Source organism: Paenibacillus sp. FSL R7-0273, from assembly GCF_000758625.1.
Lineage (GTDB): Bacteria > Bacillota > Bacilli > Paenibacillales > Paenibacillaceae > Paenibacillus_AQ.
In genome coordinates this window covers 5,076,829-5,091,191 of sequence record NZ_CP009283.1, presented here as the reverse complement: position 1 = coordinate 5,091,191, position 14,363 = coordinate 5,076,829, and the positions used below count along the sequence as shown (strand labels likewise).

10 protein-coding genes are annotated in these 14,363 nt (G+C 53.8%); 7 read left to right on the top strand and 3 right to left on the bottom strand.

The features are described 5' to 3' along the window. Positions 1–2 precede the first annotated feature (2 nt). The 3 genes from R70723_RS22055 (at position 3) to R70723_RS22045 (ending at position 4,709) form a co-directional block, all read left to right on the top strand. The gene (locus R70723_RS22055) at positions 3–2,420 is read left to right on the top strand and encodes a glycoside hydrolase family 31 protein (protein WP_197071786.1); all 2,418 of its coding nucleotides are present in this window, start codon (positions 3–5) and stop codon (positions 2,418–2,420) included. An 865-nt stretch (positions 2,421–3,285) separates the two neighbouring features. Then, positions 3,286–3,687 carry an Rrf2 family transcriptional regulator gene (locus R70723_RS22050; protein WP_039875398.1) on the top strand — a complete coding sequence of 134 codons (402 nt, stop codon included), beginning with the start codon at positions 3,286–3,288 and terminating at the stop codon, positions 3,685–3,687. A 119-nt stretch (positions 3,688–3,806) separates the two neighbouring features. Further along, a complete protein-coding gene (locus tag R70723_RS22045) occupies positions 3,807–4,709 on the top strand; it encodes a class I SAM-dependent methyltransferase (protein ID WP_039875396.1) in 903 nt (300 codons plus the stop codon). Positions 4,710–4,856: 147 nt separating this feature from the next. On the opposite strand, the gene R70723_RS22040 is transcribed toward R70723_RS22045, so the two are convergent. From R70723_RS22040 to R70723_RS22030, 3 genes are read right to left on the bottom strand one after another with little or no spacing between them, the layout of a single operon-like run. Beyond that, entirely contained in the window at positions 4,857–5,393 is a 537-nt protein-coding gene (locus R70723_RS22040) for a cupin domain-containing protein (protein ID WP_047171199.1), read from the bottom strand. A 40-nt stretch (positions 5,394–5,433) separates the two neighbouring features. Next, positions 5,434–6,801 (bottom strand): response regulator transcription factor, encoded by a 1,368-nt coding sequence (locus tag R70723_RS32255; protein ID WP_052421421.1) that lies wholly within the window; start codon positions 6,799–6,801, stop codon positions 5,434–5,436. Then, the gene (locus R70723_RS22030; protein ID WP_039875393.1) at positions 6,779–8,509 is read right to left on the bottom strand and encodes a sensor histidine kinase; all 1,731 of its coding nucleotides are present in this window, start codon (positions 8,507–8,509) and stop codon (positions 6,779–6,781) included. The genes R70723_RS32255 and R70723_RS22030 overlap by 23 nt, the downstream gene beginning before the upstream one ends. Before the next feature lie 261 nt (positions 8,510–8,770). On the opposite strand from R70723_RS22030, the gene R70723_RS22025 reads away from it, so the two are divergent. From R70723_RS22025 to R70723_RS22010, 4 genes are read left to right on the top strand one after another with little or no spacing between them, the layout of a single operon-like run. Continuing rightward, the gene (locus R70723_RS22025) at positions 8,771–9,712 is read left to right on the top strand and encodes an ABC transporter permease (protein ID WP_231574761.1); all 942 of its coding nucleotides are present in this window, start codon (positions 8,771–8,773) and stop codon (positions 9,710–9,712) included. A gap of 15 nt (positions 9,713–9,727) precedes the next feature. After that, positions 9,728–10,597 (top strand): carbohydrate ABC transporter permease, encoded by an 870-nt coding sequence (locus R70723_RS22020; RefSeq protein ID WP_039875391.1) that lies wholly within the window; start codon positions 9,728–9,730, stop codon positions 10,595–10,597. A 55-nt stretch (positions 10,598–10,652) separates the two neighbouring features. Beyond that, positions 10,653–12,329, top strand: a complete 1,677-nt coding sequence (locus tag R70723_RS22015) for a type 2 periplasmic-binding domain-containing protein (protein ID WP_039875389.1) — start codon at positions 10,653–10,655, stop codon at positions 12,327–12,329. Then, positions 12,326–14,341, top strand: coding sequence for a beta-galactosidase (locus tag R70723_RS22010; RefSeq protein ID WP_144027146.1), 2,016 nt, complete (start codon positions 12,326–12,328; stop codon positions 14,339–14,341). The genes R70723_RS22015 and R70723_RS22010 overlap by 4 nt, the downstream gene beginning before the upstream one ends. Positions 14,342–14,363 lie beyond the last annotated feature (22 nt).

Here is a 14,363-nt window from a genome sequence, read left to right as displayed (position 1 = left end):
TTATGAAAAAGATTATGGAGCAGCAGCAGCTGCCTGAGCATATGAAACTGAAAGTTCGGCCTTCCGCCCGTCCTGAAGCGGTCATTGAAGGAGAGGGCTTCCGGATCACTGTTCTGACCCCGCAGCTGCTTCGTCTGGAATACCATCCTGCCGGCAGGTTCGAGGACCGGGCGACCCAGACTGTGCTTAACCGGGATTTTCCGGTGCCGGAGTTCCAGCTGGTGGATCACGGTAACAAGCTGGAGATTATAACGGAACGGCTGCATTTGAGCTATGACAAGCAGCCCTTCTCCCGCTACGGGCTTAATGTGCGTGTGCGTAACGGCTCAGGCCACCTGATGGGAGTCTGGCATTACGGCGACACGCCGCAGGATCTGGGCGGTACGGCCCGGACACTGGATAATGCGGACGGGGCGATTCCGCTGGAGCCGGGGCTGATGTCCCGCGGCGGCTATACGGTGATGGACGACAGCCGTTCACTGCTGCTGGAGGAGGACGGGCAGGTTATGCCGCGTGAAGCGGGCGGGACGGATCTGTATTTCTTCGGGTACGGGCATGACTATCTGGAATGCCTGAAGGATTTTTACCGGCTCAGCGGCCCGGCGCCGCTTCTGCCGCGCTATGCGCTCGGCAACTGGTGGAGCCGGTATTACCCTTACAGCGCAGATGAGTATCTGGCGCTGATGGAACGGTTCGAGCAGGAAAAGATTCCGTTCTCTGTTGCGGTGATTGACATGGACTGGCATCTGGTCGATGTCGATCCGCAGTACGGCAGCGGCTGGACGGGCTATACATGGAACCGCAGGCTGTTCCCGGACCCTGGTCAGTTCCTGGCCAGGCTGCATGAGCGGGGGCTGCATGTAACGCTGAATGTTCACCCGGCAGACGGCGTGCGCGCTTTCGAAGACCCCTATCTGGCAATCGCCGGGGAGCTTGGGCTGGACCCGGAAAAGGGCGATGCAGTTGAATTTGATATCACCGATCCGAAATTCCTGCAGGCCTATTTCAAATATCTGCACCATCCGCTGGAAGAGGAAGGCGTGGACTTCTGGTGGATCGATTGGCAGCAGGGCGGTGTAACCCGGGTGCCGGGACTTGATCCGCTGTGGATGCTGAACCATTATCACTATCTGGACAGCGGCCGGCGCGGCGGCAGGCCGCTGACGTTCTCCCGTTATGCCGGACTGGGCAGTCACCGTTATCCGGTGGGCTTCTCCGGCGACACGATTGTCACCTGGGAGTCGCTTGCGTTCCAGCCGTACTTCACGGCGAGTGCAGCGAATGCCGGGTACGGCTGGTGGAGCCACGACATCGGCGGCCACATGCAGGGCTATCTCGACGATGAGCTGGTGATGCGCTGGGTGCAGTTCGGCGTGTTCTCACCGGTGCTGCGGCTGCATAGCTCAGCCAGCCCGTTCAACAGCAAGGAGCCGTGGCGGTTTAACCCGGTTGCGGAAGCCGCGATGAAGGAAGCGCTGCGCCTGCGGCACCGGCTGATTCCCTACCTGTACACGATGAACCGCTACGCGAGCGTGGACGGGCTGCCGCTGGTCCGGCCGCTGTATTATCATCATCCGGAGCAGCCGGAGGCTTACGGGGTGGCGAACCAGTATTACTTCGGCACCGAGCTGATGGCCTGCCCGATCACCTCACCGGTGGACCGCCGGACCGGAATGGCGGAGTTCACGGCGTGGCTGCCGGAGGGCCGCTGGTATGACCTTTTCAGCGGCCGGGGGTATGACGGCAGCCGTAGCCTTACGTTGTACAGGAATCTGGAGACCATTCCGGTGCTGGCGAAGGCCGGAGCGATTGTTCCGCTGGCTGATCTCAGCGGATACACCTCGTCCACGGCGAACCCGCGGGAGCTGGAGGTTAAGGTGTTCGCCGGAGCAGACGGCCGCTTCCACCTGTGGGAGGATACAGGGGAAGCTGCGGGGGACCGGGAGGAGAGCTGGTGCGTTACGAAGATGAGCCTGAGCTGGGGGGATTGCGCCAGCTTTACGATTCATCCTGCCAGCGGCAACCTGGCTGCCCTGCCTCCGCTGCGCAGCTGGAAGCTCTGCTTTACCGGCGTGGCCGATACGCAGGTGAAGGTGCTGGCCGGCGGTGCGGAGACGGCAGCGGATACAGCGTATGACCATTCCACACATACGCTTACGGTAACGATCCCGCAGACCGCGGTGTCTGCCGCGATTACGGTTGAACTCGGCGGCGCGCGCCTTGCCGCTAACCGGATTGAAGCGGATGTATTCGCCCTGCTGAACCGGGCGCAGATTGAATTCCAGCTGAAGGAGCAGATCTACGGGCTGGTGCGGTCTTCTGCTACGCCAGCGGCGGCGTTAGCTTCCCTTACTGCGCTTAAGCTTGAGCAGCCGCTGTTCGGCGCGCTGTGTGAGATCTTGACAGCCAGCTTGGGGTAAGTGAGAGCCGGGGCGTAGAATTGGTACCGGCGCTGAGCTTTGTACGCTGCATTAGGTTTGTTGTGCACGGGTGAGTAGCCTACCTCACCCGGCTGGGCTGAGTTGTTCCCGCTGAACTCCGGCAGCTAAATTAGCTAGTCTCTCGGACGAACGCCCCTGTGCATACGTTGTGTGTGAGGCAGCATTTCACTCATTGGGCAGTATACCATCCTATAGAAATTAAAATAGCTGCACAATCTGCAGTTATATTCGAGGAAAAGGTGACCCTCAGCGATATAACTGCACTTGGTGCAGCTATTTCCGTCCAAAACGGCGAAAACAGGCTTTTCCCGGCAGTTTAGTTGCACGGAATACAGTTAAAATGAACTTTCGGAGAAAAACAGGTGTTTTAGTTGCACAAAGTGCAGTTAAGGCGAAGCATCGGAGGAGGGGGAAGTTCCTTCATGCTACGTCGTGCAGCTACTAATGATTGTGTCCGGAAATCTGCAGACAACAGCGGCCGGAAGTCTGCGCATTCACTGAAACAAGGCAAATCCTAAACCATAAAATCACTATATAGATTGAACTTAAGAATTTATGTTAAGGGAAGAGTGGCGGAGGAGAATTTTGGAACTGGAGGAGCGGTAGCGACCGCCTTTGTCTGCGGATTTCAACCGTTAAAAACGGTATAAATCAAGAAATCTGCAGACAACAGCGGCTGGAAGTCCAAATATTCTCTAGAGTCACATGCAGTCCCAAAACAGCAATGTTATTAGTTCAATCTATATAGTTCAATCTATAACAAACTTAAAAAGCAGCTTGCTTTCCATCCCTATAAAAGCTATTATAGACTTATAAAGTCTGTGATTGAAGATTGAGGTGGAACATGAAGTACTCCAAAGCAACGAATTATGCGCTGCATACGATGCTTTTTCTGGTGGCTGCTTCTCCCGATAAGCCTGTGGGCGTGCAGCAGCTGGCTGAACGGCAGCATGTGTCGCCGACTTATCTGTCGAAGATTCTGACCAAGCTGGTGAAGGCGGGGCTGATCCAGTCTGTATCCGGTGCGAATGGCGGGTATCAGCTCAAGCAGAAGAAGGATGATATTTCTTTTCTCGATGTGATCCATGCGATTGAGGGGACGGCGTCGCTGTTTGACTGCACGCTGAACCATTCCAGTGAATGCCTGATCCAGCAGGTGATGGTGGAGGCAGAGAACCGGATGGAAGACTATCTGCAGAACAAGAAGCTCTCTGAGCTTGCTGCAAAAGTAACGGTGGATTTATAAGCGCCGTTATTTTTATGGCTTGATTATAGATATAAGAAGTCTATTAAGTCTTTTGTATAACCGGCAGTGTGTTTATAGGTATTAACAGCAGTTTACTAAATGAAAAGGGATGATAAGGCATGAATAATCATTTATTTGATGCACAGGCATGGGAGCAGGCATGGAAGGAAGACCCGAAATCCTACATCAATTTGACAAGAAAAGCTGGAGTGGACCCTACCCGTTCATTCGATTCCAAAGCGCATACGTTTAACGAAGAGGTATTCAGCGAAGGCGGAAGACAGAGGGCAGAGCGGATTATCGGCTGGATGGAGGGGCAGGGTGTTGATTTTAACGGATTGACGGTGCTGGATATCGGCGCGGCTTCGGGCGGGTTCAGTGTGCCGTTTGCCGAGCGCGGGGCGAAGGTGACCGCCGTTGAGCCTAATACTCCTTTGGCCGATTTGTTTGAAGCGAACAAAGCCCGGGTCAGCCCCGGAAAAGCGGAAATCACACTGGTACGTGAAGCCTTTGAGGATATTGATCTGGCGGCTAAGGGATGGGAGAAGGCGTTTGATCTTGTTTTTGTCTCGATGTGTCCGGCTGTGTCCGACTGGGCAGGCGCGGAGCGTGTGATCAGCTGTGCCAGACAATACTGCTATATCAGTACTTCAGCCGGCTCCAGGCGGCATAGTCTGCTGAATGAGGTGCTGCCGCTGTTTACAGGAGAGGCTGTACCGCTTGCCGAAGCCTCCGAGATGGCCTATCTGCTAAACCTGCTCTATCTAAAGGACTACGCCTTTGAGTCGATTGTGACCAAGGAAATGAAGAGCGCGGAATATACTGTTGAAGCGGCTATCGACGAGGTGCTTCAGCTGCTGAAACATCACCGCCTGACAGACAGTGACGCTACCGGGAAAATCGTTTCTGACTATATGAACGCTACGTATCCCGAAGGAACGGTGACTGTACAGCAGGGAGGGCGCTTCGGCAAGGTACTGATCCGGCTACGGGATGAGAATATGTACAGCAGAACTAAATAAGCTGCATGTAAAAGCGCTTTGCCGGAGAAACACGGCAAAGCGCTTTTTAATTCCCGGCACTTTGGCTGCGGCTTAGTCCGGCATGCAGCCGTCCACAACAACGGCCCGCAGTAAGGCTGCTGGATTTGCTGCGGCTGCCGCCCGCATTCAGCCGCCCGCACCCCACGCCTCCAGCAGCGGCCCCGCCTTGCCGTACACCGGATCACTGTCCGGCAGCGGGACCTCCGCGATCTCTTGCAGTGCAGCCGCCAGGTCGTCAGGCTCGGCCAGCCGGGTGTTGTAATCCGCGCCGCCGGGATATGCGCCGGCGACGCGGAAGCCGGTGGAGCTGTGCAGCAGCTTGTGCGCCGTTCCGGCCGGCAGCACCAGTACATCCCCGGCCGACACCTCAAGCGTCCGGCCGGCATCGCCGCCAAGCTGCAGGCTGGCGGTCCCGGACATCACACCAAGCACCTCATGCGCGTTGCTGTGGTAATGGTGATAGCTGAACACGCCGTTCTGCCAGCTGTTCAGCCAGCCGTTGTCATTGAAGAGCTGCTCGGTGCGTTCCGGATGGTTCCGCAGGGCACCTGTATACACAATGACCGGCAGTGCCGGGTTGTTTGGCAGCAGGCCGTCCTGCGGGAGAGTGAAGGTTTCGATGGCTCCCCCGGCTCCGGCTTCCGGCTGTTCAAACGGCTTCATAAGCAATCGCCTCCTAAGTCTAAGTCTACAAGCTTATTCCTTATTGGATTTGCTGTCTGCGGTATTGATAAGGGGTAATTCCGTACTGTTCCTTGAACAGCTTAATGAAATACTGCGGCTTCTTGTAGCCGACCAGCTGGGAGATATCAACCACATGCAGGCTGGATTCCAGCAGCAGCTGCGATGCCTTCTCCAGCCGCTTGGCGGCAATGAAGCCCGACAGGTTCTCGCCGGTCTCCTGCTTATAAACCTTTGACAGATAAACCGGGTGGAGATGTACAATTTTACCCAGATCGTCCAGGCTCAAACCATCACCGATATGCCCGGTAATATAAGCCTGAATAGTACTGACAATATGGCTGTTCGTCAATTTGGGGCTGCGCTCCAGCCGGGTGACACAGAGCAGCACGGACTGGAGTGCAGCATCGGGCTCTGCCAGCTCTTTGAAGATCCAGTCGGCCACCTCAGACTGCTGCAGCCGGCCGGACGTGAAGTACAGCAGCTGGATGAAATCAAGCAGATAGAGAAGCTGCTGCTTTCTGGTTTGCAGCTTGGCGTAGCTTCGGAGGATGTTTTTTCGGGCGGCTTCCCAGTCCGCATTTTCCCGTTTCGGATGGGCAGTGCAGTTCTGCAGCAGTGTACAATCCCCGGCATCCGGCTCCTCCCGGTAATAAAACCGGCAGAAGATATGCCGGACTGTATTCTTGTCCGCGAATTCAAAGCTCTCAGAGAAGGAGATATTCTCTATTTCGGCAGCAAGCGGGCCGGCACCGGATACCCGGAGCAGGCCGGTAATGGACGGGCCGGCTGCCCAGATGAAGCCCTCTGCAGCACAGCTGTGATTCCTTAACGTGACTTCGTCTGTCCCCTTGGCGTCTGTAATCTGAAAGAAGCAGTAGCGTTCCTTCAGCTGCTGCATGGTATCACAGGCAACAAATTCATTGTCGCCCTCTGCGGGAGCAGCACTGCCGATAACAGACAGCAGAAAGCCCAGAGCGTCAAATTCCGCCTGCACCGGCTGCTGTTTCCGCTGCTGCTCGTCAATATTTTTAAGCACCTGCTGCATGGCTTTTTCCATATCCTCTTTATCTACAGGCTTAAGCAGATAATCCAGGGCGCCCAGCCGGATCGCCTTTTGGGCGTAATCAAACTGTGAATAACCGGAGAGGAAGACCACCTTGGTCTTCAGCAGCTGCCCGCTGATGTGCTCCAGCAGATCAAGGCCGGATACCTCAGGCATGCGGATATCGGTAATCAGAATATCAACGTCATTGTGGTTCAACAATTGCTTGGCCTCCAGCGAATTGGTGGAGGTTACAACCTGCTGCACGCCGAATTTTTTCCAGTCCAGCAGATGCTTCAGATATTCAACGATATAATGCCCGTCATCCACAATCAGTAATTTCATATTCTCCTCCTTCATCCAGTGAGAAATCAATGTAAGCCATAACGGACAGGCCGCCCCAGTCATTCGTGAAGAACCGCAGGCCGCTTAATTCACCATAGGCATTTTTGAGCCGCTGATGAATATTCCACAAGCCGATGCCCCGGGAGCCCTGCGGAGGAGCCTCGCTGCCCACACGGGCTGCCAGCAGCTCAAGCTGGTCCGGCGTAAGTCCCTTCCCGTCATCCGCAATAAGGATCAGCGCCCCGTCATCGAGTGCCTTTACCTCGATGGAGACACGGTGGGCGCCCTGCAGCTCCTCAATCCCGTGCTGGATCGCATTTTCCACAATCGGCTGGATAATCAGCGGCATAATGCGGTGCTCCCCGAGCTCCGGCGGCAGGCTGATCTCATAATGCAGCTCTTTACAGAGAGACATAATCGATAAGAAATGGCCGGCAAGCTGCAGCTCGGAGGCCAGCGTGGCATCCTGGCGGTCGAGCTTGGTCAGGTAACGGTAATATTCGGCCAGATGCTTGCTCATCTGCATGACGGCTTCCGGTGAGGATTGTGCCATCGACATAATAAAGAACAGGCTGTTGTACAGAAAATGCGGATTGATCTGGGCCTGCAGCTGCTTTACCTCGGCATCCCTGCGCAGCTCGGTTTCGATTTTGAGTGAGGCGAACAGGTTCTGGGTTCTGAGTACCATATGGTTGAAGCTTTTGAACAAGGTATAAAATTCGTTGACCGGGTTCTCGCTGATCCGCGTGCTGTAGTTACCCTGCTCCACCTGATGAAATTTTTTGCCGAGCAGATGCACATTACGGTAAAAATTACGGTAGAACATCAGAATGACGGTCAGGCCGATGATCAGGATAACGATAATACTGGCTGCGAACACCTGCTGGCTGCGGTCCAGCGGAGTCAGGAAATCGCTCATCCTTGTATACGTCACCAGATACGTATCAATAGGCTCTATGTATTTGGACAGCACATAATAGTCGTCCTCGCCGGTATGGTAATCGAATTTCAGAATGTGCTGCGGATCGGGGGTAACCGTCGCCCGCGCTTTTTCCTCGATCCGGCTGTCTACCGGCTTGCTGCTAATGACAAGGCTGTCATTCACCAGTAAAAAAGCGTTGGAGCTGTCGCCGTTAACCGCTTTGCCCAGCAGCCCGGTCAGATACTCCTTCTTAAGCTTCACACCGACGATATATTCTATATTTGCCGGATTTTTGGGCTGGTGGATATAGGGGTAGACCGAAAAGTAGTACAGGCTATTATTATAAGTCTGCCAGCCGCGCTCCATTACCTGTTCAAAAGGGAGCTTCGCCAGCGAATCATGTCCGGTCTGGATGAAGGTGCCGTCCTGCTTCCAGTAAATCCCGATCGACTCGACCGCAAGGCTGGAGAAGAGCTGGTCCGCTAACCGGCCGGAAATTTCATTTTTGTTCATCTGGGCGTCATAATTGCTTAATTCCAGCTTGCGGTTCTGATAGAAACGTACATCGTCGTCGGCGGTATATTGGATTCCGTACATGCTTGCCTCGGAGATCGCCCCGTCTATGATTTCCTCCGCATAAGCCAGCTGGTTCCTGGAGGCATTGACCAGACTCTCCTGAAGCGTTCGTGAGCTAAGGGTATTCATGATGTAGAACAGCCCCAGTGTAAGCAGCAGGAAAAAAATGAAGAAGTAGATGAACCGTTTCATATTCACCTTTTTAATCATATTGTTGTCCTCATTCCCTGTAACACGTATTTGTCTAATTGCTGTGCATCCGCCCGAATCTATCATAAGTCATTAAATTCAAAAGAAAAAGACAATCAGCCCACAAAATGAAAGCGCTTATCAAACAGGTTAAGGGATTGGTTATGATCTTCAGATCGGGACATTTTAGATTGAAAGCGTTTTTGCTAACATTAAATCTGCAACACCTACTCGGCATTCTTAAAGGGGGTAACACCAATAGCTCACGTTATAATAAACAGGGTGCAGCCGCTCAAGACTGACATCCGGAAAAAAGGAAAAGATCCCTGGAGCAAGGAACTGAAAAAAAGCTGGCCGCTGTATGTACTCTGTATCCCCGCACTTGTGTGTGTCCTCATTTTCGCCTACGGGCCGATGGTCGGACTGGTGATGGCTTTTCAGGATTATAAGCCCTGGCTGGGTATTTCCGGCTCCGCCTGGATCGGCTGGGACAACTTCGCGAGAATCTTTCAGTACAAGGAAGCCACTCAGGCTATCACGAACACGCTGATTATCGCGGTAATCAAAATCGTTGTCGGTATTGTCGTGCCGATCATCATGGCTATCCTGTTAAGTGAAATCCGCAATATGGGTGTCAAAAAAAGCATTCAGACGCTCGTATATCTGCCGCATTTCTTATCATGGGTAACGGTGGCCGGCATTATGATTGACCTTCTGGGACTTGACGGCGGCATCAACCATGTGCTGACCAGTGTGTTCGGAATCCAGCCGGTTTATTTCCTGGGCGATCCGGTCCTGTTCAGACCAACGGTCATTATCAGTGATCTGTGGAAAAACTTCGGCTTCGGCATGATTGTCTATCTGGCCGTTATTACCGGAATCGATCCTTCTTATTATGAGGCTGCCGAGATAGACGGCGCTTCCCGCTGGCAGCAGATCAGACATGTTACGCTGCCGAGCATGCTGCCGATGATCATTGTTATTGCCACACTGAGTCTGGGAAATATTCTCGATGCAGGCTTTGAGCAGATCTTTAACCTCTACAATCCGCTGGTGTACAGTACAGGGGATATTATCGATACTTACGTGTACCGGTCTTCTCTGTTAAATGGCCAATACGGGTTCGGTACAGCGGTCGGATTGTTCAAATCAGGCATCAGCTTCGTCCTGATCGTTATTTCATACCGTATTGCCTACAAGGCCGCCAACTACAAAATATTCTAGAAGGGAGCATGAAGAGTGTATCATAAGTCCAAGGGATATAAGATTTTCTCGTTCTTCAACTATATATTTCTGATTCTGATTGCGTTATCATGCTTCCTGCCGATGCTCCATCTGCTCGCCCAGTCCCTTAGCAGCAAATCGGCGATCAACGGCAATCTGGTATCCTTCTGGCCGGTGGACTTCAATATGGACGCCTACGCCAAAACCTTCAGAAACACCAACTTTACCGGCTCGATGCAAATCTCTGTATTCCGGACGGTACTCGGGACCTTGATCAGCATGTTTGTCATTACAACGGCCGGCTATGCCTTATCCAAGGATTTCCGCGGGCGGAATGTGCTGATGTGGATTTTTATCTTCACGATGCTGTTCTCCGGAGGCTTGATTCCATCCTATATCCTGGTTACGAAGCTGGGGTTTAAGGACACGATCTGGTCGCTGGTGCTGCCCGGCGCCTTTGGCGCTTACAACCTGATTCTGATTATGAATTTCTTCAAAACGATTCCGAAGGCGCTGGAGGAAGCGGCGTTTATCGACGGTGCCTCATTCTTTGTTATTTTCCGCAAAATCTATCTGCCGCTCTCCCTTCCCGGACTGGCAACGGTAGGCCTGTTCATTATGGTCGGCCACTGGAACGCCTGGTTTGACGGAATTCTGTATATGTCGAGTACCGAGAACTACCCGCTGGCTTCCTTTCTGCAGACGGTTGTGGTGCAGGGCTCAGCCCAGAGCATGGCGCTCAGCCAGTCGGAGGCGGCGGCATTATCGGAGCAGAGCATCAAGGCTGCGCAGATCTTTATCAGCACCTTGCCGATTATCCTCGTCTATCCATTTTTGCAGAAGTATTTTGTAAAGGGCATTGTACTGGGTGCAGTTAAGGAGTAGCAGAAGCAGATACATCCTAACTTCAACTTAAATTCAACGATAAAGGAGTCTATATATGAAAAAAAAAGGTGCATTACTCTCCGTTGCTGTATTGCTGACAGGACTGCTCGCCGGGTGCGGCCCGGTCAAAAAGGAAGGTGGCTCTACGGCCGAAGCGACGCTCAAGGACGGTAAATATGATCCGCCGATCACGCTTACGATTGCGAAGCAGCAGGATGAAAATGCCGGGAAATATATCAACGGTGAGAGCCTGAATGATAATGTGCTGACCCGCTGGGGCGTGGAGAAGCTGGGTATACAGATTGAGACAACACTGCTGGGCGGCGATGCAGCGCAGTATAACACGAAGCTGCGGCTTGCGCTGACCGGCTCGGAGAAGCTTCCGGATGTGCTGCCGGTCTATGATACTTCGCTGGAGAATGACCTGATCCAGTCCGGGCTGGTCAAGGATATTACAGAGGACATCAACAAATATATGCCGGAGCGGCTAAAGGAAATTTACAAGGAATATCCGACCGCCTTCAACCCGGTTATCCAGGACGGAAAGGTATACGGTATGCCGATTGCCCCCAATCTGACAGAAGGCGAAGTGATGCTGGTCCGGCAGGACTGGCTGGATAATCTGGGGCTGAAGGCGCCGACGACGATCGACGAATTCGAGCAGGTCATTGCCGCCTTTACGAATGATGATCCGGACGGGAACGGCAAGCAGGATACGTACGGATTCGATTTTAGCGGAAAGGATTCCTACAACACCGGCTGGGTCAGCGACTCTGTAATGATCTTCAGCGCCTACGCCGGCAAGCATCTCCCGGGCCAATGGTATAACGAGGGCGGCAAGCTTACTTACGGGTCTGTTGCCGGCGGGATGAAAGATGCGCTTGCCAAGCTGCGTGACTGGTATTCCAAGGGATATTTGAACAAGGAGCTGGCGACACAGGGAGCCTGGGATGCGCTGGCTGATTTTACCGAAGGCAAAGCAGGCATTATTATCGGACGTCCTTGGCTGTACGGCAGCGTGAAGGATGTTGAAACCAATGTGCAGGGTGCCAAAATCAGTGCCTACCCGACAATCAGCGGGGTCAGCGGCGATAAGACGTACCAGTCCGGCCAGCAGAATGACGGTGTATTTATGTTTAATAAAGATTTTAACAATATGGAGGCGTTCTTCCTCTACTACGACAAGCTGTATGATGCAGCCTTCGGCACAGGAGATTTTAAATACGGGTACGCACAGGGCTACGATTATGACATCGTGAACGGGGAGGTTGTTTTTGATTCCAAGGCATTCAACACACCGCTGGATGCGGTTCAGGGAGTAGGGAAGATGGCATTTACCAAAAATACGCCAAGCGTGGACGGACCGGGCAAGTCCTTCTATGATCTGGCACAAGGTGCCAAAGCCGATACCGGGGTGCTGATGCGGTCAGCGGCTAATGATCCTACCACCATTGCAGGGTATGTCATTTCATACGAGAACCGGGATGTGCTGCTCCCTAACGCTTTTAACGGCCCGCCGACCAAAACAATGCAGACTTCATGGGAGCAGCTGAACACGATGGAGAAGGAGACTTTTACTAAGATTATCTATAGTAAGGAGCCGCTCGAAAGCTACGACACTTTTGTTAAGCAATGGTACGAGAAGGGCGGAACGCAGATCACGGAAGAAGTGAACGAATGGTATACGAATGCGGGTAAAGTGGATGTCATGACCAATATGGGTCTTAAATGATGGCATCATCCTTCCAGCTGTCCGGGGAATGGTTCGACACCGGTCCTCATGCACAGCTTACGCTTAGCCCCTCCGGGGGCTTCCGGCTGTGGACGTCGCCTGAGGGCGGCGGAGCAGAGCTGCAGCCGGGCAAAGCAGACGCTGCTGAATGGCAGGCCTGCCGGTATGTGAATGCTGAGGTGTACCATGAGTGCCATGATATCCTGGTCCTGCTGTTCTCCTTCCGTGACAGGGATGACCGTGAAATTACTTATCATCTGGGCATCCTGCCGGGCGTAAGAACCGTAATCTGCCTGCCGCTGGAGCATTTGAGCGGTGAAAAGCTGTTCCTGCCCCGTTATCCCGGTGTAATGCAGACGGTGCTGCGTGGTGGTGCCAGGGTCGACCGGGATCAGATAACCGGCTTTTCGATTGCCACTATTCCATCAGCTGCGGAGAGAAGTGCCGATATACTGGGCTTATGCCTAAGCAAAGAGGAACCGGCCTTCGATTATATCTATCAGCCTTATGTAGATGAGCTGGGACAGCTGAAGGGAAGAGAGTGGCCGGGCAAAACGGCCGATGCTGCAGAGTTAGTCAGCCGGCTCCGGGCTGAGCGGCAGCGGGCGACGGAATGGGCGGAGACGGCAGGAGCAGATTACAGCGCCGGCTCACTCAGCCGTTACGGAGGCTGGAAAGAGCTGAGGTTCACGGCGACCGGTTATTTCCGCACAGCGTTCGACGGCCGGAACTGGTGGTTCGTTGATCCGGACGGCTATGCACTATTCAGTACCGGAATGGATTGTGTAGGCCCTTCCTCGCCTATGCGTGTAACCGGTATGGAGCATCTCCTCCCGCAACTGCCCGGGCAGGGTGGGGCTTATAAAGATGCCTGGTCGCAGGAGGGCCGTGAATTCAGCTTCGGGATAGCGAACCTGATAAGAGTATTCGGTCCGCAGTGGAGAGACGCCTGGACGGAGCTGACTGAATACCGGCTGCGGCAGGGCGGGTTCAATACCATCGGCAACTGGTCGGACAGCAGGTTCATCGCGGCCTCGAATCTGCCGTATGTGTATCCGCTGAGCGGGTTCCCGGAGACGGAGCAGCGGATCTTCCGCGATTTTCCGGATGTGTTCAGTCCGGAATACGGGCGGAATGCACAGCAGTTTGCGGAGCAGCTGCTCCCGCTGCGGGAAGAGCGGCGGATGGTTGGGTATTTCATGCGCAACGAGCCGCACTGGGCGTTCGTGGACAGCCTGGACCTGACGCAGCTGATGCTGTCTTCAGCCACCCGCTTTGCCAGCAAAGAGCGGTTCATTCAGTGGCTGCATGAGAAGTACAGTACAGTGGATGAATTAAACGCAGCCTGGAACAGCCGTTATAACGGATATGATGAGCTGTACATTCCTGATGATACGAAGCCTTTGGCTGATTCGGTAAGAGCAGCTGATTATGGACAGTTTAACCGGCTGCTGATCCGGCGTTATGTGGAGCTGCCGGCCCGTGCCTGCCGGGAGGCAGCTCCCAATCATCTGAATCTCGGTATGCGTTATGCATGGGTAAGCAGCGATGAAGTGCTGGAAGGCTGCGAATGGTTTGATGTATTCTCGCTGAACTGCTACCAGTTTGCTCCGGACCGGGAGCAGATTGAACAGATCAGCAGCCGCCTCGGCAAGCCTGTTATGATCGGCGAGTACCACTTCGGCGGTGCAGACAGCGGTATGCTGGCTTACGGAATCCGGGCGGTGGCTACCCAGGAGGAACGCGGCGGGGCATACCGTTATTTTGTGGAGCAGTCTGCTGCCATACCGCAGCTGATCGGCGTTCATTATTTTCAGTGGAATGACCAGCCGGTGCTGGGACGCTTTGACGGGGAGAATTATCAGATCGGAGCTGCCGATGTCTGCAATCAGCTGTATGAGCCTTTTATGCAGGGGGCTATAGAGGCGCACAAGCAGATGTATAAGGTAAGAACAGGCACAGCTGAACCCTATCATGTGCTTCCGGCAGAGATTCCGCGAACCGGATTTTAAGGTTTATACTGCAAAAGGGCAA